This is a genomic window from Cryptosporangium aurantiacum (assembly GCF_900143005.1).
In the GTDB taxonomy this organism is placed as follows: domain Bacteria; phylum Actinomycetota; class Actinomycetes; order Mycobacteriales; family Cryptosporangiaceae; genus Cryptosporangium; species Cryptosporangium aurantiacum.
The window spans coordinates 209,787-231,631 of record NZ_FRCS01000006.1; the positions used below are offsets into that span (position 1 = coordinate 209,787).

Consider the following 21,845-nt stretch of genomic DNA (forward strand, 5'->3'; position numbering starts at 1 on the left):
TCAGGGCGCCAGGTCGAGATAGGCCGCGCCGTCGCCGATCAGCCGTCGCAGCGCGTGGAAGCCCGCTGTGGTCAGCAACTGCTCAGGATCCGTGTCCCGCGGGCTCGTGCGCCCGATCCGCTCCAGGTGCCCGCTCAGCGCCGCGACGGCGTCCCACAGGGATCTCCACTGCCCGGCGGCCTGCCAGAACAGGCTGTCGTGCGGGCCGAGCAGCGTGACCTCACGATGCCCCGGCACACCGAGGAGGTACATCAGGCGATCGTTCGGGTAGTCACCCAAGCCGTGCAGGAGCGGCTGCAGCCGATACCGGGCGGCAAACGCGCGGGCCTGCGTCGTGCCGGGCCGCACGTCGAGGATCAGGCCGCGCTCGATCAACGAGTCCAGCGTCCGCCGGGCGTCGGGCACGCCAGCGCCGACCGCCTCCGCGGCCACCGCGTCCGAGGTCAGCAGACGGTGGGAATCGCCGGCCTCGAGGCCCCGGGCGAGATCCCAGAGACGCGCCTCGCCGGGAGTGAGCAGGTGCTCGTCGGCGCCCACCCTGACCTGCCGGCCGAGCAGGTCGTTGCCCGCCGGCCCGTAGAGCGGGCCACCGTCGTGGCCGACCGCGAACAGCCACCCGTGTGCGCCCCGATGGCCGGGATCGGCCACCCACCGGACGACGCCGGCGGTCGGTCCGGTCGGGTCGTCCGGCCGCACCAGAAATCGCAGCACCTCGTGCGGGTCCTCGGCGGTGGCCGGGTCGATCGGCTCGGCCGGCGGCAGCGCTCTCGGTTCCCGCGGCACCACCGCTTCGTCCGTGGCCGGCTGCAGCGCGGCCGACCACGAGCTGATCAACTCGGGTAGCGCCTGGACCGTCATGGCCAGGCGGTGGCCGTCCTCGTACGGGATCACGGCCTCGACCTTCGGCACCGACTGCGGGGCCAGCACCGCCGCGGCCAGCGAGGGGGTAGCGCCCGACCATCGCCAGATCTCGTAGGCGATCGCGGGCACGGTGATCCAGGCCCTGTTCAGGTCGGCGAACAGGCCGATCCGGCCGGGCAGTCCGATCCGGAACTGCGACCACGGGCCGGTCGGCTGGTTGCCGAGGCCGTGCGCCAGCGGCACCAACCGGTGGCGGTAGGCAAAATCCGGATAGTCGGCCGGGTCGGTGGGCAGCGGCACGAGCAGCCCACGCTGCCGCAACCGGTCAACCGCGCGGCCCGCGTCGGGCACCTGCTCAGTAGCGGCCAGCTCGGCTTCGGTGTGCAGGGCGGTGCCGTTGCCGCTAGCGCGGTGGGCGAGCAGCCAGACCGCGTACTCCGCGGCGTCCACCACGACGGTGCTGGTGCCGAGTCGGAGCTGGATGACCGGCTCGGCGCTGTGCAGTGGGCCGTGATGGTGCCCGACCGGCGCCAGCACGGGCTCACGCCCCCCCGTTGTCGGGAATGCGCTCTTCGCGGATCTCCAGGTCGAGGGCCAACCAGGTCTGGAACTCCTCAGCCGAGTGCATCCGCATCCGGTTGAGCAGGTTGCCGGGCATGAGTGACGCTCCTCCGCGATCAGGTACCGCCGGCCGCTCGAGCACGACCGTCCGAACCCTAATCCTCGATCGGCGAGACGGCCGCTCGTCGCACGCTCGCCACCTGAGCCGACGGGCAAGGTTCCCGCAAGGTCGATCGCGCACACTGCGCCCGGCGGAAGCCTCGGCCCTCAGCCCGGAACTCGTCGACCGACCGGAGGACCACCCATGTCACTGCGCAGCAGGATCCTCACCGCGCTCGCCCTCGTCGCCGGCCTCGTCGGGAGCTCACTCCTCGGCTCCCCGGCGTCGGCGGCCCGGGCGGACTGCTACAACTACCCCGGCACGATCTGCCTCACCGAGAACAGCAGCTGGGGAGGTCAGGTCTGGCGGCAGTACCCGTCCCAGATCGTCGGCTGCCGGAGCCTGGCGCCGGACGGATTCAACAACGAGGCCACCCTGGCGGCCAACCTGACCTCCAGCAGCATCGGCCTGTACCTCTACGACAACTCCAACTGCACGGGAGCGAGCCGGTACCTCGCCTCGGGTAGCTCGGCGAATCTGGCCGCCGCTTCGGTGAACTTCAACGACAAGGCCAGCTCGCTCCGCGTCGTCTACTTCTAGACCCTGGGTTTCCCGGGCGGCCAGCCCGTCGCCTACCGGGGCGGCGGGCTGACCCGGCATCCATCAATCGGTTGATCGGCGAGCCCACCTCGCCTCGTGCCGGGCGTAACTGCGTGGTCGATTCGGCGCCGGGCCGTGGACGAGACGCTTCTGGCATGGCAATCATCGAGGTAGACAGCCTCGTCAAGCGCTACGGCGACCACACCGCGGTGGACGGGGTCAGCTTCGCCGTCGAGCAGGGCGAGATCTTCGGCATCCTGGGTCCCAACGGGGCAGGCAAGACCACGACCGTCGAGTGCGTCGAGGGGCTGCGCACCCGGGACGGGGGCGCGATCCGCGTCTGCGGCATCGACCCGCAACGAGACACCGGCGAGCTACGGCAGCTGCTCGGCGCACAGCTCCAGGAGAGCGAGCTGCCCGACAAGCTCACGGTCGGCGAGGCGATGGAGCTGTACAGCTCCTTCTACCGGGAGTCGGCCGACTGGCGGGAACTGCTCGACACCCTGCGCCTCACCGACAAGCTCGGCACCCAGTTCCGCCGTCTCTCCGGCGGGCAGAAGCAGCGGCTGTCGATCGCCCTCGCGCTGATCGGCAATCCGAAGGTCGCGGTGCTCGACGAGCTCACCACCGGCCTCGACCCCCAGGCGCGACGCGACACGTGGGACCTCATCGAGGGCATCCGCGACCACGGCGTGACGATCCTGCTGGTCACGCATTTCATGGAGGAGGCGGAGCGGCTCTGCGACCGGCTCGCCGTGATCGACTCCGGCCGCCTCGTCGCGATCGACTCCCCGGCCGGGCTGGTCGCGAGGGTCGACGACCGGCAGCGGATCCGGTTCCGGCCGTCCGCGCCGCTCGACCACGCCGTACTGGCCGCGTTGCCCGAGGTCACCTCGGTCGCGCGGGCCGGCAGCCAGCTCGTGGTGACCGGCACCGGAAACCTGCTGCTCGCGGTGGTCACCGAGCTTGCCCGTCACCACGTCACCGCCGCCGACCTGCGGGTCGAGCAGACCTCGCTCGACGACGCGTTCGTCGCGCTCACCGGCCGCTCCCTCGACGACTAAAGGAGACCACGATGTCCGCACTGGCCCGACTCACCGCTACCGAGACCAAGCTCTTCTTCCGCGAGCCGATGATCGTGTTCTTCGCGCTCGGTTTCCCACCGATCCTGCTCGTCATCCTCGGTGCGATCCCCGCCTTCCGCGAGCCCGACGATTCCCTCGGCGGTCTGCGGGTCATCGACCTCTACGCGCCGATCATCGTCGCGATGGGCGTCGCGGTGTTCGCGCTCAACACCCTGGCGCAGCTGTTCGCCACCTACCGGGAGAAGGGCGTGCTGCGACGCATGCGGACCACCCCGGTCAAGCCGAGCGTCATGCTCGGCGCGCAGCTGCTGATGTCCACCATGCTGTCCGTGGCCACGATGGTGATCGTGCTCGCCGTCGCACGGCTGGCGTTCGACGTGCGGCTGCCCCGGCAGCTGCCGGCCTACCTGCTGGGCTATCTGCTGACCGCGCTCGCGATGTTCGCGATCGGCCTGCTCGTCGCTTCGATCGCGCCGACCGGCAAGAGCGCCGGCGCGATCGGAACCCTGCTGTTCTTCCCGGTCGTGTTCTTCGCCGGTCTGTGGATCCCCCGCAACAGCATGAACGACGCGCTTCGGACGATCAGCGACTTCACACCGCTGGGCGCCGGAGTGCAGGCGCTCCAGGACGCTACCGCCGGTGACTGGCCACAACCGCTGCATCTGGCTGTCATGCTGGGGTGGACGGTCGTGGCCGGTGGGCTGGCCGCGCGGTATTTCCGCTGGGAGTAGGTCGTGAACATCGAGGCCGAGCTGCGTGCGGAGTCCGATCGCTGGGAGCGCAAGGAGAACGCGGCCCTGCAGGTTCTCCCCTACCTGCTGTTAGCGCTCTGCACGCTCATCGCGGTGCTGCTGCCGCTCTGGGGCGTTTCGCTGCACCTCCCGGCGATCCTCGGGCTCTCGATCGCGGCCACGGTCTGGCTGCTCTCGTTCCACACGTTCAACCCGGAATGGCGCCAGAACGCCCCGTTGATGGGTCTGTACTACACCGGACTGATCGCGTTGGCCGCCGGCCTGGTGGCGACCGCACCCTGGTACGGACTCTTCGCGTTCGCCGGCTACCCCCAAGCCTTCCGGTACCTGAAAGGCCGCTGGCGGTACGTCGGCGCCGCCGCCACGTCGATGGTCATGGCGGTGTCGTACCTCGGTGGCGCGGCCACCCTCGTCGGTGGCTTCTGGTGGGCGTGGGCCGCGATCAGCCTGGTCAGCACCGTGCTGGCCTGGGCGTCCTCGTACCTCGTCGAGATGGCCGACCAGCGCGACGACAAGCAGAAACTGGCCCTCGCCGAGTTGCACGAGGCCAACGTCAAACTCGAGGCGGCACTGGAGGAGAACGCCGGTCTGCACGCTCAGCTGCTGGTCCACGCGCGCGAGGCCGGGGTGATGGACGAGCGGCAACGGATGGCGCGCGAGATCCACGACACCCTGGCACAGGGCCTGGCCGGCATCCTCACCCAGCTTCAAGCCGCCGAGCAGACGCTGGACGAGCCGCCGACGCTGCGCCGTCACCTGACGACCGCGATGAACCTCGCCCGGGAGAGCCTCACCGAGGCCCGCCGCACGGTCCACGCGGTGGAACCGGAGGTGCTCGCCGAGGCCCGGCTCCCGGACGCGATCAGCGACGTGGCGCGGCGCTGGTCGGAGGTCAACCGGATCGACGCGGTGCTGACCACCACCGGGCACGCCCGGCCGATGCACGCTGACGTCGAGGTGACGCTGCTGCGGGCCGCGCAGGAGGCGCTCGCCAACGTGGCCAAGCACGCGAAGGCCAGCCGGGTCGGCCTGACCCTGTCGTACATGGAGGATCTGGTGACGCTGGACGTGCGCGACGACGGGGTGGGCTTCGAGCCCACCGCCAAACGTGTCAACGGTTCCCCCGACGGTGGGTTCGGGCTCGCCGGCATGCGGCAGCGCGTGCAGCGCCTGGCCGGCCGTCTGGACATCGAGTCGGAGCCGGGTGGCGGCACCGCGATCTCGGCCTCGGTGCCGGCGATCCCGGCCGGAGGCGGCCGGTGATCTCCATTCTGATCGTCGACGACCACCCCGTGGTGCGGGACGGGCTGCGGGGGATGTTCAGTGCCGACCCGCGCTTCGAGGTCCTCGGCGAGGCCGACGACGGCGCGGAGGCCATCGTGGCCGGCGAGAAGCTCCGGCCCGACGTGATCCTGATGGATCTGCGGATGCCACGGACCGACGGCGTCACGGCCATCAGGGAACTGGCGAGACGCGGGGTGCCGGCCCGCGTGCTCGTGCTCACCACCTACGACACGGATCAGGACGTGCTCCCCGCCATCCAGGCCGGTGCCACCGGATACCTGCTGAAGGACGCACCGCGGGAAGAGCTGTTCCGGGCGGTGGAGGCGGCCGCGCAGGGGCAGGCGGTCCTCTCACCGGCGGTCGCGGCCACGCTCATGGGGCAGATGCGGCAGCCCGCCTCGGAGCCGCTGTCGCAACGTGAGCTGGAGGTCCTGGAGCTGATCGCCGGCGGCTCGACCAACCGCGAGGCCGCCAAACAGCTGTTCATCAGCGAGGCGACCGTCAAGACACACCTGCTGCACGTGTACGCGAAACTCGGCGTCAACGACCGGGCGGCCGCCGTCGCCACCGCGTTCCACCGCGGCTACCTGTCCCGGCGCGGCTGACGCCCGGGATTCACGACGGACGTGGAACGCCGGCGTGCACGGCCAGCCCGTCGAGAATCAGATCGAGGCCGAACTCGAACTGCCCGCCGAAGTCGTAGCCGGGCTGCTGGACGTGCTGCGTGGCGAACTCGACCAGGTGCGGGTAGTCGCCCGCCGCGAAGGCCTCCATGATCGAGTCCGCGACCGCGCCCGCGGAGCCCGCGCCGTCGAACGGCAGCGACGCCTCCTGCAGCACGAAGCCGTAGACGTAGGCGTCGATCGTCGCGTATGCGTGGGCCGTCATCTCCAGGGAGAAGCCCTCGGCCCGCAGCACGCCCAGCATGGCGTCGTGATGGCGCAGGGTGGCAGGCCCAGGACTGGTCCGGCTCTCGACCAGGGCCAGCGCCCAGGGATGCCGGGCGAGGACCGTCCGGGCTGAGAGAGAGCGCCGACGCACCTCGGCGCGCCAGTCGCCGCCCGCCTGCGGCAGTTCGATCTCGGCGAACACGCCGTCGACGAGGGCGTCGAGCAACTCGTCCTTATTGCGGATGTAGTAGTAGAGCGACATCGGCTTGGTGTGCAGTTCGGCGGCGAGCGACCGCATCGTCAACGCTCCCAGGCCCTGCGCGTCGGCGATGCCGACCGCGGCCTGCAGCACTCGCTCGCGGCTCAGCTGCCGCCCTTGTTCGCCCACCGTTCGGTTCCCGTCTCCTCGGCGCCGCGTTGACCAGCCACCCCATTATGCCTATCGTACTTAGTACCACTTACTTAGTACGAAGGCCGGGAGGCAAACGATGTCCCTCCGCACGAGCGGCAGATACACCGGCGCCATGTTCCTGTTGGCGTTCGTCGCCTACGGCGCAGGCAGCGGGATGGCCGGGCAGTTCCTCGGGTCAGCGCTGGTGGTACTCAACTCCGCGATGGTGGCGGCCATCGGCGTCCTGGCCTTCCGGGCGCTGCGCCGACCGCATCCGGCGATCGCCTGGACGTACCTCGTCGCGCGCGGCGCGGAGGCGTTTCTGCTCACCGCCGGGATCGTTTTGCTGGACGCGTTCGGTGACGGCGCGGCGGATATCGCCTACCAGGCGGCCATGCTGTTGTTGTCGCTGGGCAGCCTGCCGTTCTGCCTGGCCCTCTACCGGCAGCGCTGGGTGCCGGGCTGGCTGGCGATCTGGGGGTTCGCCGGATACGCGTTGCTGGCGACGGGCAGTGTGGCCGAGCTGATGGGGGCCTCGATCGGGCTCGCGCTCGCGATACCGGGCGGCCTGTTCGAGATCGTCTTCGGTCTGCTGTTGCTCACTCGCGGCTTCGCGCCGTCCGGTGCTGCGCGGCCGGAAAACGCTCCCGACGAGGCCGCCGTGGACGGCGACGCCCAGGCTCGAGGTGCGGCGCTGGGTGCCGGTGCCGGTCTTCTCGTCATGGCAGTTCTCGCCGGCCTCGCGAACTTCGGCGTCGTGGAACGGCTGGTCTCCACCGACGCCGCCGAGACCACCACCCGGCTGCTGTCGAATCAGACGGCTTTTGTCCTCGCGATCGTCGCCCTGCTGGCGGTGGCCTTCCTGGACGTGTTGGTCGCCTGGGCGTTGCGGGCGTTCTTCGGCGACGCCCACCGCGCGGTCGCGCGGCTCTCGGCCTGGTGTCGCACTGTGTACGCGGTCGTCTTCGCCGTCGCGATCACCCACCTGATCGCCGCCGCCGGTCTCCTGCACGACGCTGCGGCGACCGACCGGCTCAGCTCCCGCGTGTACGCACAAGTCACTGCGTTCGAGGAGATCTGGAGCCTGGGCCTGATCCTGTTCGGCGTCCACCTGCTGCTGATCGGGTGGCTGGCATGGCGGTCTCGCACGGTGCCGACCTGGCTGGCTGCACTCGTCGCGATCGCCGGGGCGGGTTACCTCGCCGACTCGATCGGCGCGCTGGTCTCGGCCGCGTACACCGTCCAGGTCGCCGCGGTCACGTTCGTCGGTGAGGTGGCCCTCCTCGTGTGGCTGCTCGTGTTCGCGCGGTCGCGCGGCGACCGGCGGACCACCGTGAAGGTCGACGTCCGGCAGAAGCAGCCCGCGTGAGAGCGGGCGGCGCCTACCCGGCTACCGCACCCACTGAACGGCTTCCTGACGAGCGGCCTCCACTTGGGAACCCGACTGCCTCCGGGCCATCCGGCGCAGCACGATCGGGGCGACCAGGACGCCGACGATGGCCCAGGCGCTGAGGACGCCGACCGTCTCCAGCGTGCGCCACGATCCACCGACCTCCAGGGACGCCGCGGATTCCGGCAGGAAGGCGGAGCGCATGCCGAGCCCGAGCCAGTAGATGGGGAAGAGTTGGACGATGACCTGAACCCAGCCCCACAGCATCGTGATCGGGAAAAAGATGCCGGAGAGGCCGGTGAGCACCATGACCGGGAGCATGCCCCAGGTGCTGACCTTCTGGACGTTCGGCACCAGCGAGCCGATGATGATGCCGATCGGCATCGTGGCGAGGAGCCCGAGGAGCAGCACCCAGATCACGGTGAGCCACCCCTCCAGACCACGATGGGCCAGATTGTCGAAGAGCAGGAAGCTCGGGATCAGGATGGTCAGCAGGGACGGGAACAGGTTCAGCGAGTGGTAGAGCACCTGGCCGCTGACGTAGCCGAGGATCCCGCGCGGCACCGCCTTGGCGCGCAGGAGCGTGCCGTCTTCGCGCTCCATGGCGAGCGCGTACGCCGGGCCGATGATCACGCCGAACGCCACCAGCGCGCCGAGGATGCTCGGCATCGCGACCGACGGCAGCAGCAGCGAGGTCCCTTCGACCTCGGTGTCGCGCCGCAGGAACAGGTAGCCGACGATCGCGACCGCCGTGAACAGGTAGAAGCCTTGATCCTGCGGGCTGCGGATGCTCAACATGAACTCGGTCCAGCCGCGGGCGAGGCCGACGCGGACCGCGTGCACCGTGCGGTGCCGGCTGCTGTTCATCGGGCGTCCTCCGTCTCGGCCTCCGCGTCGGCCGGTCCGAACGCCGTCGCCGCTTGGTCGGCGCGGCCGGACTCGTGCTGCTGGACCATCGTGAGGTAGGTGTCCTCGAGGCTGGCCCGCCGCACTTCGAGATCGGTGATCTTCCGGCCGTGGCGGGTGAACAGGTCCCAGACGAACTCGGTGGGCTCTGCTGTGGACTGCACGTGGCGCTGGCCGTCGAAGCTCCACCGCACCTGGCCTTCGGCCGCGACCTGCCTGGCCAGTTCGTCGGCGCTGCCGTCGGCGACGATCCGGCCGCCGGCCAGGATCAGGATGCGATCGGCCAGCTTCTCCGCCTCGCTCAGGTCATGGGTGGTGAGCAGGACCGTCGTTTCTTCGAGCTCGGTCAGGCGCTGGATCAACTCGTGGAACTCGCGACGGGCCTGCGGGTCGAATCCCGCCGTCGGCTCGTCGAGGAAAAGCAGTTCGGGACGGCCGATGATGCCGATCGCGACGTCCAGGCGGCGGCGCTGCCCGCCCGACAGGGTGCGGATCTTCTGGTCCGCCTGTTCGGCCAGCCCGACCATCGCGATCAGTTCCTCGACGCCGTACGGCCGGCTGCGCTCGGGCGTGGAGTACGGCACGTAGTAGCGACCCAGGTGGGCGAGGAGTTTCCGGGGGGTCCAGCGCGCGTGGTCGCGCCAGGACTGCAACACCACACCGGTGCGCGCACGCCAGTCCTCGTCGCCCTTGGCCGGATCGGCTCCCAGTACGGTGACCGTGCCGTCCGAGGGCAGGCGGAACCCTTCGAGGATTTCGATGGTGGTCGTTTTGCCGGCCCCGTTGGGCCCGAGAAGCGTGACGACCTCACCGCTGCGTACGGTGAAATCGACCCCCTTGAGCACATCGGTGGACCCGTAGCGCATCCGCAGACCGCGCACGTCGATGATCGATTCGCCTTCGACCGGCCGCATGGTGCGACTATAAACGCCTCGAACACGCCCCGAGTTTTCTTGGCGATCCTCGCCTCGTGCTCCGAAAGATGTAATCCGGCTTCGTCAGCGCGCAGGACGTGCAGCCGCCGAGCGCCACCTACCGTGGGGCGCATGGACGCTCAGAAACACAGTGGACTCCGGAACGCGCTCCTCACCGAGAAGAAGGCGCTAGTCAGCGGCCTGGTCACGTTCGTGGTCGGCCTTGTGCTGTGGCTGTTCGGCTCCGACAACCACGTCGTCCTCTTCACCCCCTCGAAGGTGGGCATCGTCCTAATGGTCCTCGGAGGGCTGGAGGCCCTGTGGGCTCTGTTCAAAGCCGCGCGCCGACAATCGGCGGCGTGACCGATCGCCGGCAGTTGGATATCGTGGTCGGGCTCGATCGTTCCTAAATTCCCAATCAAGTCGGCGCCGTGGTGGTTGGTGGGTGCGCTGACGAGTTCGCCGTGCGGCGAACGCGTCTACCACCACGGAGAGATTGATGATCCATCAAACGTCCCCTTCCGCCGACGTCGTTGTTGTGGGCGCCGGTCTGGCCGGTTTGTCGTGTGCCCGTGAGCTCCTTCGCGACGGCATTGACGTGCTGGTCTGCGAGGCCCGTACCCGGGTCGGCGGCCGCGTCGAAAATGTTGAGGTCGATGGTGAGGCCGTCGATCTCGGCGGACAATTCCTCGGCCCGGGCCAGGACCGCGCCTATGCGCTGGCCGGCGAATTGGGCGTCCCGGTCTTTCGCATGTACACCAGCGGGACCCACCTCGCCGAGGACCTGTCCGGCCGAATTCGACGTTTCCGGGGCACGGTCCCTCGCCTAAGCCCCGTCGCCCTGCTGGACTTCGCACAGGCCGAGGCGCGCTTCGAGCATCTGGCCCGGACCGTCGACACCGAGGCGCCCTGGCGCACGCGTGACGCGGAGCGGCTGGATACCCAGACGCTGGCCGGGTGGATCCGCCGCACGCTGCGGACCGCGAACGGGCGGCGGTTGTTCGCGCTGGCCGCTCGGGTGCTGTGGGCGTGCGAGCCGAGCGAGCTGTCGCTGCTGCATGCGTTGTTCTACGCCCGCTCGGCCGGCAGCCTGCGGGCGGTGATGGCCACCGAGAACGGTGCGCAGCAGGACCTGCTCGTCGGTGGTGCGCACCAGCTCGCGGCCGGGCTCGCGGATCAGCTCGGCGAGCGCGTCCGGCTGGCGATGCCGATCCGACGCATCGTGCAGCAGGACGACGAGGTGCGCGTCGTCGCCGAGTCCGGGCAGAGCGTCCGGGCGGCGCGGGTGGTTGTGGCCATCCCGCCCACCCTCGCCGGCCGGATCGACTACGACCCTCCGCTGCCGCCCGGCCGGGACGGCCTGACCCAGCGCCTGGCGATGGGCAGCACGATCAAATGCATGATCGTGTATCCCGAGCCGTTCTGGCGAGCGACCGGGCTCAGCGGTCACGCGCTCAGCCTGCGTGGCCCCCTGGCGGCCGTGGCAGACAGCAGTCCGCCGCCGGCTCGGCGGGGTGTGCTGGTCAGCGTGCTGGAAGCTGGTGTGGCGCGACGCCTGGGGACGAACACCGTCTCCGAGCGGCGGGCGCTCGTGCTCGACGAGCTGACCCGGCTGTTCGGTCCGCAGGCCGGCAATCCGTCCGCCTACCTCGAGCGGGACTGGAGCGCCGAGCCGTTCACTCGCGGCGCGTACTCCGCGTTGTTCCCGACCGGCGCGTGGACCCAGTACGGGCCGGCGCTCCGCGCGCCCGTCGGCCGCATCCACTGGGCCGGCAGTGAAACCGCCACGCGATGGTACGGCTACATCGACGGCGCGATCCGCTCCGGCGAAGCCGCCGCCGACGCGGTACGCGCCGACCGAACCGCCCCCCTCACAACCTGACTCCCGCGGAGAACACTCCCCTCATGGCGGCGAGATCGTGCGTGCGGCCCACCGCGAGGTCGCCGGTGGCTGAGGGCGTGGGAATGCGACCCCTAGCCCGGGCACGGAGCGGCCTGTGCACCGGACGGCGGTCATCCGGGTAGCAGGGCGATTCGGCGTAGCCAGGCTTCGATGTCCGGTCCACCCTCGGCGGCTTTCTCGCCTTGCACGGCGAGGCCTTCGCCGAGGGTGGCGCCCCGGCAGGAGGCGGCGTAGTCGCGTTCGGTGTTGCCCAGCCCGCTCATCGCGTGCGTGGTGAACGGGTGGACGGTCTTGCCGGTGAAGTCGAGGCCCTCGGTGAACGTCGTCATGATCATCGGCGCGCGAATATTCCAGATCGGGCTGCCCAGCAGCACGGTCCGGTACTTCTCGATCGACGTCAGAGGATTCGCGATCGCCGGGCGCGCGTCGGCGTTCTGTTCGCGGACGTTGCGTGCCACCGTCGGGTCGTACGCCGACGGGTAGGGATCCTCGGCTTCGATGCGGTGGACGTCGCAGTCGACGAATCCGCTGATCAGGTCCGCGACGACCTGGGTGTTGCCGACCGTCAAGTTCCGGCGTCCGCCGTAGTAGTAGTTCTCGCCCGCGCGGGAGAAGTACGCGACCAGAACCGGCCCGGAGGCAGCGGCGGAGCCGCTGGACGACGCCCGGGGCGCTTCGCGGTCGGAGCCGGACGCGGTGCAGGCGCTGACCAGCGCAGCGGCACCCAGTAGTACGGCGCGGCGAGTGATCACGAGATCTCCTACTCCGACCGGTCCGCCTCGGATCGGTCAACGGCGCACCCGATAGCGCAGGTGAAGCACCCGGTTGCTCTGAATCACCACGTCAGGATCCTCCAACAGGTACTGCGCGTGGACCGACCCGAAGTAGCGCTTGCCGGACCCGAACACGACGGGGACGACGTCCATGCGGACCTCGTCGACCAGGCCGGCGGCAAGCACCTGGCCACCGACGTCGCCGGCGGCGATCTCGACGATGCGGTCACCGGCGAGCTCCTGCGCCTTGGCCACGGCTGCCTCGACGCCGTCGACGAAGTGAAACGGCGCCTCGGGGTCCCAGCCCTCGGGCTTCGGCCGGTGTGTCACGACGACCACGTGGTCGATGCCGCTCGGAGGTTTCCCGTCCCAGCCGTCCGTGATGTCGAAGACGTGGCGGCCGGCGATGGTCGCCCCGATCTGGTCCCAGTAGGGGCGGGTGTAGTCGTAGGAGGTCTGCGACACCTTCACGTAGCCGCTCTCGTCCAACGGGACGTCACCGCTGGTCAACCAGTCGAACAGCGGTCCGGGCTGATCGTTCTCGTCCGCGACGAAGCCGTCCACCGACACCGCGCCGTACATGACCACCTTGCCCACGGGGCTCTCCTCTGCTTCGGGGTGCCCGCAAAGTAGCGCGTCGTGAGCTGTCGCTCTTGTACGAAATCAATCGGCAGGCAACGGCCAGCCGTCGAACACGTGCCCGGGATGTTCGTGCAGGAACCGCCGCCGGACTTCGACGTACCGGGTCGGCGTGAGCCCGGTGAACGCCCGGAACTCGTGGCCGAAGTGGGCCTGGTCGAAGTAGCCGGCGCCACCGGCGAGCTCGCCCCAGTCGATCGGTCCGGCGGGGTTGATCGCGAACACGGTGGCCGCGAAGCGGTGAGTGCGGGCCAGCCGCTTCGGCGGAACGCCGATGAGTTCCTTGAACCGCTGTGCCAGATGAGTGCTGCTGACACCGGCCGCCGCGCTCAGGTCGCCGATCGTCACCGCCCCGCGGGTCGCCGCGATGACGCTGCTCGTGTGGCGGACCAGCCCCAGGCCGGCGGTCTCGCACAGCCGTCGCATCAGCTCCTCCTCGAGCAGCGTCAGCATCTCGTGCGGTCCGTCCGCCGTGGCCAGCCGGTCTCGCAGCTCGGCAACTGCGGCCCGGCCCCAAACCTGCTCCACCGTCACCGGCCGGTCACACAGCTCGGCCGCGGGCATCGGCAGAAACGGCGCCAGCCCCCACGGCTTGACGTGCGCGCCGACGGACCGGGTCCCGAGCGGGTAGCCGAACTCCCACGCGCGGGTCGGCATGGTGACCACGCAGCCGTCGACGTACTCGACCGTCTCGACGTCGGTGCCTGCGCGAATGCGGAACGGCGCCCCGAGGTTGACGATGAGCAACGCCGACGGCGCCGGCGGCAGCGTCAGCCGGGCGTACGGCGGCGCGCCCTCCAGGTAGTAGAGGTCGTCGATCAGCCCGTCCAGCGGCGGTCGCGGCACTCTCGACACGTACTCCACGGCCACAGCATCGCCGACCTCGCGCGCCGGGCCAACCCCCCGTCAAGCGTCACTCTCCGCCGCCCCCACGAGCGTGATCAGCCTCGACACGGCGACGCGGGCCTCGTCGTCGATCTGCTCGATGCCGGGAGGCTCCTCGCCGAGCAGGACACGGATCTGCCAGTCGCGGACCACCAGGCCGTAGAACAGCTGAAAGGTCTCGGCCGGGTCCGACGCCACCAGGAACCCGCGCTGGTGCAGGCTCTCCAGGTAGGCCTCCACCAGCGGGCCGGTGGTGTGCCGCCCATGGCGCAGCAGGAGCGCGGCGAGCTCCGGCGACGACATCGACGCCCGGTTGAGCGCCACCGAGGCCGGACCGACCAGCAGCCGCAGCAGACCGGTCGCGATCGTGGTCAGCGCGGCTACCGGGTCGGCCGGGTCGTCGAGGGCTGATTTGACCGCCGCGTTCGTCGCCGCCGACTGCTGCTCGACGAGTGCGGCCAGCAGGCCCTGCCGATTGCCGAACCAGGTGTAGAGGCTCTCCTTCGAGCTGCCGGCCCTGGCGGCCACCGCCTGCATCGTGGTGCGTTCCAGGCCGCTCTCGGTCAGCTCGGCGAGCGCGGCCTCGAGCACCGCCCGGCGACGCTCGAGGTGTTCACCGGCGCGCGGACGACCCCGCCTGCTGGACGGCATGCATCTCTCCTTCTGGACTCTAATCGAACTTGCCGGTACGGTTTTAATCGTACCCAGCGGTTCGAATATACTGGAGTCCACATGTCGCAGGCCCTGGCTTCCTCCGTCTCACCGGACGACACCCTCACCCCGGACGCCCGACGCCTCTCCCTCGCCCGTGTGTGGTTACTCGGCGCGGCCACGCTGACGACCGGCCTGATCGCCGGGTTCTTCTACGCGTACGCCTGCTCGGTCATGCTCGGACTGGACCGGGTCGACGATCGGACGTTCATCGCGACGATGCAGGCGATCAACGCCACCGTGCGCAACACGTGGTTCGCGCTGAGCTTCTTCGGCGCGCTGCTGCTGACCGCGGCCGCGGCACTCGTCCATCTCGGCCGTTCCGGTCGTCGCGTGCTGCCGTGGGCGGCCGCAGCCTTCGTGCTCTACGCGATCGCCTTCGGCATCACGATGGGGATCAGCGTCCCGCTCAACCAGGAGCTCGCCGACGCGGGCGCCGCGGCGACCCTCACCGACCCGGCCGGCGTCCGCGCCGCTTACGAGGACGACTGGAACAACTGGAACCTCAACCGGACGTTCGCCTCGATCGCCGCCTTCGGCTGCCTGGTCCGCGCCCTGATCGTGAGCCGCCGCCCAGCGTGACGCTAGTGCCGGCTGCGGTTGGCCGTCGCGATCCGCTCCAGGATCCGGCGGCGCGACGAGCTCAGGCGCGGACGAAGTCCAGCGGCACCGAGCGTGTTCCCCACTCGGCCCAGATCGCCATCTCCGGTTCGCCTGCCGGCCGGAACGCGGTGCTGCGCGCGAGGGCCTCCTCCAGCGTGATCCGCATCATCATCCGGGCGAGTGGGGCGCCCGGGCAGCTGTGCGTGCCCCGCCCGAACGAGATGTGCTGCGCGATGTTCGGCCGGTGGAGCACGAAGTTGTCTCCGTCGGGGAAGACCCGCTCGTCGCGGTTGGCCGAGGTGTAGACCAGCGCGATCGGGTCGTCCTTGCGGATCAGCTGTCCCGACAGGACGACGTCCTCGCGCGCGGTGCGGGCCATGCCCCGGTAGGGCGAGTAGAGCCGGAGGAACTCCTCGATCGCGGCCGGAATGAGCTGCGGCTCGGCCCGCAACCGGTCCTGGAGGTCGGTGTCCCGGCTCAGGTGCACGAACATGTTTCCGGTGAACACGCTCGGCGCGACCATCCCGGTGACGATGAGCTGCCGCACGCAGCCCAGCACCATCGCCTCGGGCAGTGGTGCGCCCTGGTACTCGGCGGCGAGCAGGGCCGCGGTGAGGTCGTCGTCCGGGTCGTAGTCGCCGGCGCGTCGATCGTCGATGATGCCCTGGGCGATCTCGTAGAGACGGCGGCTCAGCCGGATGACCACCTCGTGATTCAGCACCTGGATCGCGTCGACGTACTCGCCGCTGACGTCCTTGATCTCCGCGGAGACGGCGACGTCGAGGTTGAAGAAGTGCGCGAACACCGCCGCCGGGAACTTGTGCGCGTACTGCTTGCAGACGTCGACCCAGCGCGCGTCGATCAGGGGGTCGAGCAGGTCGACCGCGACCGCACGCGCCTTCGGCTCCATCGCGCGCATCTTCGGTGGGGTGAAGAACGCGTTGATCACCCGCCGGTAGGCCAGGTGCTCGGGCGGGTCCAGGTGTAACGGCGGCCGGACGCCGGTGAACGCGAACTTCGGGATCGCGTTCTGCTTCGACGTCGTGAAGTGCTCGATGTCGGTGATGACCGAGAGCACCTCGTCGTAGCCCAGAGCCGCCCAGAACCCGCCGTACTCCTGGCTGCGCGCGATCGGGCAGCGGGGACGCAGCTGCGCGAACTCCTCGTGGGCGCTGGTGAACGTCTCCCCCGGGCGGACCGGGTCGAAGTCGTGCGCCGCCCGTCGGTCGTCACCCTCGGGACCGGACTCCGGATGCTGGCGGGTCATGACGGTCCTCCGAGAGCTGACGGGCTGAACGGCACGATCGGACGTTAGCCGAGAGAGGTCAACCTTCGCCAGATCGTTGACGGCAGTAGCGAAGTAGAAGAACATGGGGTCGGCCGATTGACGTGACTCCGGTCACCCGGCTCCTCTCGATCGACGGATCCGCCCTCGAAATGCGAGTTCAGACGTGGTGCGGAGAAAGGCAAGGTCGATGCAATGACGCCCGGCACGCCAACGGATTCGACGACACCGATCATCGAGGTGCGTAACCTCGTCAAGCGCTTCCGCCGCGAGAGCGGCGCGGTGGTCCACGCGATCGACGACGTGTCGTTCACCGTCGGCACCGGTGACTTCGTCGTCCTCCTGGGCCCGAGCGGCTGCGGCAAGACGACGCTGTTGCGCGCGATCGCCGGCCTGGAGACGCCCGATCAGGGCACGATCCGCATCGGCGGCCGCACCCAGTACTCGTCGGCCGAGCGCATCGCGGTCCCGCCGGAGCGCCGCAACATCAGCATGGTCTTCCAGTCCTACGCGCTCTGGCCGCACATGACGGCGTTCGACAACGTCGCGTACCCGCTGCGCAGCCGCCGGGGCCGTCCGGGCAAGCGCGAGATCGCCGAACGGGTCCGCGCCGCGCTCGAGCTCGTCGGGGTCGGCGAGCTGGAGCGCCAGTACCCCGGTCAGCTCAGCGGCGGCCAGCAGCAGCGGATCGCGCTGGCCCGTGCGCTGGTCAGCAACGACGAGCTCGTGCTCTTCGACGAGCCGCTCTCCAATGTCGACGCGAAGGTCCGCGAGCAGCTGCGCTTCGAGCTGTTGTCGATGCAGCGGAAGCTGGGCTTCTCCGCGCTGTTCGTCACCCACGACCAGACCGAGGCGATGGAGCTGGCCCACCGGATCGCCGTGCTCGACAGCGGCCGGATCGTGCAGTTCGGTACCCCGCAGGAGATCTACGCCCGCCCGGCGACGCGCTACGTCGCGAAGTTCATCGGCGCGATCAACGAGTCGCTCGGCACGGTCGCCGTCATCGAGGGGAACGTCGCCACCGTCGACACCGACCTCGGGCGCGTCGTCGGGCGAACCCACGGACGCACCGCCACGGTGGGCGAGCGTGTCGCGGTGATGTGGCGCCCGGAGCGTGCGGTGCTGACCCGCGACGAGCCGTCCACGGTCAACCGATGGCCGGGTTCGGTCACCGCGTCGCTGTTCGTCGGCTCCCACACCGAGTACGTGGTCACGCTCGCCGACGGCGACGCGCGGTTGTGGAGTCCCCGGTCGGACGTGGTCGCACCCGGCTCGTCCGCATGGGTCTCGGTGACCGAGGAGGACGTCCTCGTCCTCCCGGTGGACGACGACGCGCCGGCGCCGGTTCCCGACGCAGTGCTGGAGACGGCGTCGTGACAGCCGCACCCACCACCGACGCCCCCGCCCAGGCCGGTGGCACGGCACCACCCGACCGTCCCGGCCGCGGGGCCCGGCGGCTACCGGGGCCGTTCGACGCGCTGACGCTGCTCCTCGCGGCGGCGCTGATCGGCATCGTGGTCATCCCGCTCGGCCGCGTGCTGGTGGGGATGTTCTGGGTCGACGGTGCGCTCACCCTGGCCCCGGTCCGCCGGACGCTCGCGATCCCGGACCTCGGCAGCCTGCTCCTGGACACGCTCATCCTCGTCGTCGCCAGCGCGGTGCTCGCGTTTGTCATCGGCACGGCACTGGCGTGGCTCAACGAGCGGACGAACGCCCGGATGGGCCTGCTCACCGACGCGCTGCCGCTGCTGCCGTTCCTGCTGCCTCCGGTGGCCGGTGCGGTCGGCTGGACGATGCTGCTCTCCCCCCGCGCCGGTCTGCTCAACAGCTGGATCCGCGACGCACTGGCGCTGTTCGGCGTCGAGATGCGCGAGGGCCCGTTCGACATCAACTCCTGGTACGGGCTGATCATGGTGATGGCGTTCTACGCTGTGCCGTTCGTCTTCCTCAACGCCTCGGCCGGGCTGCGCAACCTCGACCCGGCGCTGGAGGAGGCCTCCCGCCTGTCCGGCGCAGGCACCTTCCGGACGCTACGGAAAGTCACGCTGCCTGCGGTGGCGCCCAGCCTCGGTGCGGGTTTCCTGCTCGCCATCTGGTTCGGCATCGGCATGTTCAGCATTCCGGCGATCATCGGCACGCCCGCCGACATCGACGTGCTCTCGGTCCGGATCGTCGAACTGCTCACGTTCACCTACCCGCCGCGCACGGACCTCGCGATCGGCCTCTCCGGTTTCGTCGTCCTGTTCGTCGGGCTGGCCTACTGGCTCCAGCTGCGGATCCTCCGGCGCGGCCGGTACGCCACCGTCACCGGCAAGGGCGCCCGCGCGACGACGCTCGACCTCGGCGCGGCGAAGTGGCCGGCCCGCGTGTTCGTGCTGGCCTACGTCCTGGTCTCCACCGGGCTGCCGATCGTCGCGCTGGTGCTGGTGTCGCTCAACGGCTACTGGACCCCGAACATCGCCTGGGACAACCTGAGCTTCGCCGCGGTCACCGAGGCGGTGTTCGAAGACCAAGCCACGCTCACGGCGCTCCGCAACAGCCTCGGCCTCGGCGTCGTCGGCGGTTTAGTCGGGATCCTCGGTGCGGCGCTGATCGCGCTCTACGTCGCCCGCCGCCGCACGCTGCTGGCCAAGGGCATCGACGCGGCGGTCAAACTCCCGGCCGCGATCTCGAACATGGTCATCGCCGTCGGCATCCTCCTGCTGCTCGCCGGCGCCCCGTTCCACCTGAGCGGGACGCTGCTGATCCTGCTCATCGGCTACCTCGCGCTCTACCTGCCGCAGGCATCCATCGCGGCCGACGCGGCGGTCAGCGGCGTCGGCGCCGAACTGCCGGAGGCCGCGGCGATCTCCGGGGCGACGCCGTTCCGCACGTTCCGCACCGTCTACCTGCCGCTGATGACGCCCGGGCTGGTCGCCGGCTGGGCGCTGCTGTTCATCCGGATCGTCGGTGACCTCACCGCGTCAGCGATCCTGGCCGGTACCGGCAACCCGGTCGTCGGGTTCCGCATCCTCGAGGTGTTCACCAGCGGCTCGTTCGCGCTGCTCGCGTCCCTCTCGACGGTGCTGGTCGTGATCACCGCCACCGTGCTGATCGCGGTGCTGGCCTACACCCGGCGCGCGTCGAAGCTCGGCGTGAGCGCCCGGATCGGCGCCTGATGGCCGTCCTGCAGGAAGCCGAGGTTCCCCTGGACGGAGGGCTGCGCCCGGAGAGCCTGCTGCTCACGTTCTTCGGTGCGCACGTCCTCGGGCGGCCGCTGCTGGTCGCCTCGACGAGCGTGCTGGACGTCATGCAGCGCGTCGGGGTCTCGCCGCCCGCCACCCGCTCGGCGCTGGCCCGGATGGTGCGCAAGGGCCTGCTCGTCAGCGAGCGGCGGGGACGGCCGGTCTACTTCGGCCTGACGCCACGGTCGGAGGAAGTGCTCAACGACGGCGCGGTGCGCATCTGGCGCAGCGGCGCGGTCAACCGCCACTGGGACGGCCAGTGGACGCTGCTCAGCTTCTCCCTCCCGGAGTCCTGGCAACGCGAACGCCACGACCTCCGCTCCCGGCTCCTCTGGGCGGGGTTCGGCCCGCTCCAGGGCGGCCTGTGGATCGCGTCCGGCACGATCGACGTCGCCCACCTGCTGGACGACCTCCCCGCAGCGCAGCACGTTCGCGCGTACTCGGCGTCGCCGGTCGCGGGTACCGACATCGCCGCGATGGTCGCCGACGCGTGGGATCTGTCGGAGCTCGCTGCGCGCTACGAGACGTTCCTCGAACGGTGGGAGGGCGGCGTCGCCGACCGGGCGTACGTCGATCCGCTCGCCCGCCAGCTGGCGCTGCAGGCCGAGTGGCTGCGCGCGATCCGCACCGACCCGCGCCTGCCGGTCGAGTGGCTTCCCGCGCCCTGGCCGGCCGAGCGGGCGCAGGAGCTGTTCCATCGCCTGCACGCCGAGGTCGAGTCCTCGGCCCGGTCCACCGCCGCCGCCCTGCTCCGGACGATTCCCCAGCCTGCCGGATCCCAGCCTGCCGGATCCCAGCCTGCCGGGGCTCAGCCCGCCGGATCGGCCGCCGACGACGGATCGGCGGTCCTGCGATGACGGCCACGGATGATCGGCCGTTCGCCGACTTCGACCCGCTGGAGTCCGACGCGCCGGACAACGCGCTGGCCACCTACGCGCGGCTCCGCGCGCAGTGTCCGGTGGCCCGGACCGACGCCTACGGCGGGTACTGGGCCCTCACCCGGCACGCCGACGTGACGGCTGCGGCGTCGGACTCCCGGACGTGGATCTCGTCGGTCCGCGCGGTCGTGCCCAGCGATCCGCGCGGACTGCGCCGGCCCCCGCTCAACTTCGACGCGCCCGCCCACACGCCGTACCGGCGGGCCCTCGACCGCACACTCCAACGTGCCCGGATCACCGCGTTGGAGCCGCGGTTACGCGCCCACGCAGCCCGCGAACTCGCTCCGATGCTGGCCCGGGGCGGCGGCGACGTCGCCCAGGAGTTCGGCGCCCGGTTCCCGGCCTGGGTCACGACCGAGTGGCTCAACCTGCCCGACGACGTCGCTCCGCGGCTGGCCGACACCGCCACGGCCTGGGTGCGGGCCTGGCGCCGGATGGACGGCCCGGTCGTCAACGCGATGAGCGAGCGCATGTACACGATCGCCCGCGACCTCGTCCGCGACCGGCGGGCCTCGCCGTTACCGGTCGAGTCCGATCCCGCCAGCTCGCTGCTCGCCGAGCGACACGAGGGCGCCCCGCTCGACGAGGAGCACCTGGTCGGCGCGCTGCGGCAGAGCCTCGTCGTCGGGATGGTCGCGCCGCCGATCCTCCTCGGGTCGATCTGCGTCCACCTCGCCCAGGACCACGACCTGCAGGAACGCCTGCGCGCGGCACCAGAACTCCTGCCCGACGCCATCGAGGAATTCCTCCGGCTCTACACCCCGTACCGCGGCTTCGCCCGCACGGTCGCGCACGACGTCGAACTCCACGGCCGACAGATCCGCCCCGGCGAGCCGGTCACGCTCGTCTACGCCTCCGCCAACCGCGACGCCGAGGTCTTCGACGATCCCGACTCGTTCGTCCTCGGGCGTCCCAACATCGCCGCCCACCTCGGCTTCGGACGCGGCAGGCACCGGTGCGCCGGGGCGCCGCTCGCCCGGTTGGCACTGCGAATCGCGCTCGGTGAGTTACTTGCCGCCACCAGCGGTTTTGTCCTGGACGGACCGCTGGAGGGCGCCCGCATGCCGGAGATCGGCTACGTCTCCGTCCCCCTACGTCTCACCCCCGCTTGAACCCCACCCCGGCTGACCGCGGCCCGCCGCGGAGAGAA

At 70.4% G+C, this 21,845-nt stretch carries 22 protein-coding genes; 13 read left to right on the forward strand and 9 right to left on the reverse strand.

Annotated features, from left to right (window positions below; translation table 11 throughout):
- On the reverse strand, window positions 1–1,398 hold the full coding sequence (locus BUB75_RS21425) for a hypothetical protein (RefSeq protein WP_073259496.1): 1,398 nt from the start codon (window positions 1,396–1,398) through the stop codon (window positions 1–3).
- A 328-nt stretch (window positions 1,399–1,726) separates the two neighbouring features.
- Here BUB75_RS21425 and BUB75_RS21430 point away from each other — a divergent pair, with 328 nt between their 5' ends.
- The 5 genes from BUB75_RS21430 to BUB75_RS21450 all read left to right on the forward strand — a co-directional run bounded on the left by BUB75_RS21430 (window position 1,727) and on the right by BUB75_RS21450 (window position 5,848).
- A complete protein-coding gene (locus tag BUB75_RS21430) occupies window positions 1,727–2,122 on the forward strand; it encodes a hypothetical protein (RefSeq protein ID WP_073259498.1) in 396 nt (131 codons plus the stop codon).
- A 155-nt stretch (window positions 2,123–2,277) separates the two neighbouring features.
- A complete protein-coding gene (locus BUB75_RS21435) occupies window positions 2,278–3,186 on the forward strand; it encodes an ABC transporter ATP-binding protein (protein ID WP_073259500.1) in 909 nt (302 codons plus the stop codon).
- 11 nt (window positions 3,187–3,197) lie between these two features.
- Complete coding sequence (locus BUB75_RS21440) at window positions 3,198–3,938, forward strand: ABC transporter permease (protein WP_073259502.1); 741 nt, start codon at window positions 3,198–3,200, stop codon at window positions 3,936–3,938.
- A gap of 3 nt (window positions 3,939–3,941) precedes the next feature.
- Window positions 3,942–5,222 (forward strand): sensor histidine kinase, encoded by a 1,281-nt coding sequence (locus tag BUB75_RS21445; protein WP_073259503.1) that lies wholly within the window; start codon window positions 3,942–3,944, stop codon window positions 5,220–5,222.
- Window positions 5,219–5,848: a response regulator gene (locus BUB75_RS21450; protein ID WP_073259505.1), complete on the forward strand. Its 630-nt coding sequence runs from the start codon at window positions 5,219–5,221 to the stop codon at window positions 5,846–5,848. The genes BUB75_RS21445 and BUB75_RS21450 overlap by 4 nt, the downstream gene beginning before the upstream one ends.
- Window positions 5,849–5,858: 10 nt before the next feature.
- On the opposite strand, the gene BUB75_RS21455 is transcribed toward BUB75_RS21450, so the two are convergent.
- On the reverse strand, window positions 5,859–6,521 hold the full coding sequence (locus BUB75_RS21455; RefSeq protein ID WP_073259507.1) for a TetR/AcrR family transcriptional regulator: 663 nt from the start codon (window positions 6,519–6,521) through the stop codon (window positions 5,859–5,861).
- Between the two features lie 100 nt (window positions 6,522–6,621).
- Between BUB75_RS21455 and BUB75_RS21460 the strand changes: the two genes are divergently transcribed.
- On the forward strand, window positions 6,622–7,893 hold the full coding sequence (locus tag BUB75_RS21460; RefSeq protein ID WP_084741562.1) for a DUF4386 domain-containing protein: 1,272 nt from the start codon (window positions 6,622–6,624) through the stop codon (window positions 7,891–7,893).
- Window positions 7,894–7,914: 21 nt separating this feature from the next.
- Here the strand turns inward: BUB75_RS21460 and BUB75_RS21465 are convergent, their stop codons facing one another.
- The gene (locus BUB75_RS21465; protein ID WP_073259511.1) at window positions 7,915–8,781 is read right to left on the reverse strand and encodes an ABC transporter permease; all 867 of its coding nucleotides are present in this window, start codon (window positions 8,779–8,781) and stop codon (window positions 7,915–7,917) included.
- Complete coding sequence (locus BUB75_RS21470) at window positions 8,778–9,734, reverse strand: ABC transporter ATP-binding protein (protein WP_073259514.1); 957 nt, start codon at window positions 9,732–9,734, stop codon at window positions 8,778–8,780. The genes BUB75_RS21465 and BUB75_RS21470 overlap by 4 nt, the downstream gene beginning before the upstream one ends.
- A gap of 132 nt (window positions 9,735–9,866) precedes the next feature.
- On the opposite strand from BUB75_RS21470, the gene BUB75_RS21475 reads away from it, so the two are divergent.
- Together BUB75_RS21475 and BUB75_RS21480 are read left to right on the forward strand one after the other, a co-directional pair.
- Window positions 9,867–10,097: a DUF5708 family protein gene (locus tag BUB75_RS21475; protein ID WP_073259516.1), complete on the forward strand. Its 231-nt coding sequence runs from the start codon at window positions 9,867–9,869 to the stop codon at window positions 10,095–10,097.
- Window positions 10,098–10,233: 136 nt separating this feature from the next.
- Window positions 10,234–11,616 carry a flavin monoamine oxidase family protein gene (locus tag BUB75_RS21480; protein WP_073259518.1) on the forward strand — a complete coding sequence of 461 codons (1,383 nt, stop codon included), beginning with the start codon at window positions 10,234–10,236 and terminating at the stop codon, window positions 11,614–11,616.
- A 131-nt stretch (window positions 11,617–11,747) separates the two neighbouring features.
- Here BUB75_RS21480 and BUB75_RS21485 read toward each other — a convergent pair whose 3' ends face one another.
- From BUB75_RS21485 to BUB75_RS21500, 4 genes are all read right to left on the reverse strand, one after another.
- Window positions 11,748–12,386, reverse strand: a complete 639-nt coding sequence (locus BUB75_RS21485; protein ID WP_084741602.1) for a flavodoxin — start codon at window positions 12,384–12,386, stop codon at window positions 11,748–11,750.
- A gap of 39 nt (window positions 12,387–12,425) precedes the next feature.
- Window positions 12,426–13,007, reverse strand: a complete 582-nt coding sequence (locus BUB75_RS21490; protein WP_073259520.1) for a dihydrofolate reductase family protein — start codon at window positions 13,005–13,007, stop codon at window positions 12,426–12,428.
- Window positions 13,008–13,073: 66 nt separating this feature from the next.
- On the reverse strand, window positions 13,074–13,919 hold the full coding sequence (locus tag BUB75_RS21495; protein WP_073259522.1) for a helix-turn-helix domain-containing protein: 846 nt from the start codon (window positions 13,917–13,919) through the stop codon (window positions 13,074–13,076).
- A 36-nt stretch (window positions 13,920–13,955) separates the two neighbouring features.
- Window positions 13,956–14,585 (reverse strand): TetR/AcrR family transcriptional regulator, encoded by a 630-nt coding sequence (locus tag BUB75_RS21500; RefSeq protein ID WP_073259524.1) that lies wholly within the window; start codon window positions 14,583–14,585, stop codon window positions 13,956–13,958.
- Window positions 14,586–14,666: 81 nt separating this feature from the next.
- Between BUB75_RS21500 and BUB75_RS21505 the strand changes: the two genes are divergently transcribed.
- Complete coding sequence (locus tag BUB75_RS21505) at window positions 14,667–15,227, forward strand: anthrone oxygenase family protein (protein WP_084741563.1); 561 nt, start codon at window positions 14,667–14,669, stop codon at window positions 15,225–15,227.
- 61 nt (window positions 15,228–15,288) lie between these two features.
- Here BUB75_RS21505 and BUB75_RS21510 read toward each other — a convergent pair whose 3' ends face one another.
- On the reverse strand, window positions 15,289–16,515 hold the full coding sequence (locus tag BUB75_RS21510; protein WP_073259526.1) for a cytochrome P450: 1,227 nt from the start codon (window positions 16,513–16,515) through the stop codon (window positions 15,289–15,291).
- 213 nt (window positions 16,516–16,728) lie between these two features.
- On the opposite strand from BUB75_RS21510, the gene BUB75_RS21515 reads away from it, so the two are divergent.
- Genes BUB75_RS21515 through BUB75_RS21530 form a run of 4 tightly spaced genes read left to right on the forward strand, consistent with a single transcriptional unit; the run spans window position 16,729 to window position 21,807 of the window.
- Window positions 16,729–17,910, forward strand: coding sequence for an ABC transporter ATP-binding protein (locus BUB75_RS21515; protein ID WP_073259528.1), 1,182 nt, complete (start codon window positions 16,729–16,731; stop codon window positions 17,908–17,910).
- The gene (locus tag BUB75_RS21520) at window positions 17,907–19,691 is read left to right on the forward strand and encodes an ABC transporter permease (protein ID WP_073259530.1); all 1,785 of its coding nucleotides are present in this window, start codon (window positions 17,907–17,909) and stop codon (window positions 19,689–19,691) included. The genes BUB75_RS21515 and BUB75_RS21520 overlap by 4 nt, the downstream gene beginning before the upstream one ends.
- Complete coding sequence (locus BUB75_RS21525; protein ID WP_073259532.1) at window positions 19,691–20,614, forward strand: PaaX family transcriptional regulator; 924 nt, start codon at window positions 19,691–19,693, stop codon at window positions 20,612–20,614. The genes BUB75_RS21520 and BUB75_RS21525 overlap by 1 nt, the downstream gene beginning before the upstream one ends.
- Window positions 20,611–21,807, forward strand: a complete 1,197-nt coding sequence (locus BUB75_RS21530) for a cytochrome P450 (RefSeq protein ID WP_073259534.1) — start codon at window positions 20,611–20,613, stop codon at window positions 21,805–21,807. The genes BUB75_RS21525 and BUB75_RS21530 overlap by 4 nt, the downstream gene beginning before the upstream one ends.
- Window positions 21,808–21,845 lie beyond the last annotated feature (38 nt).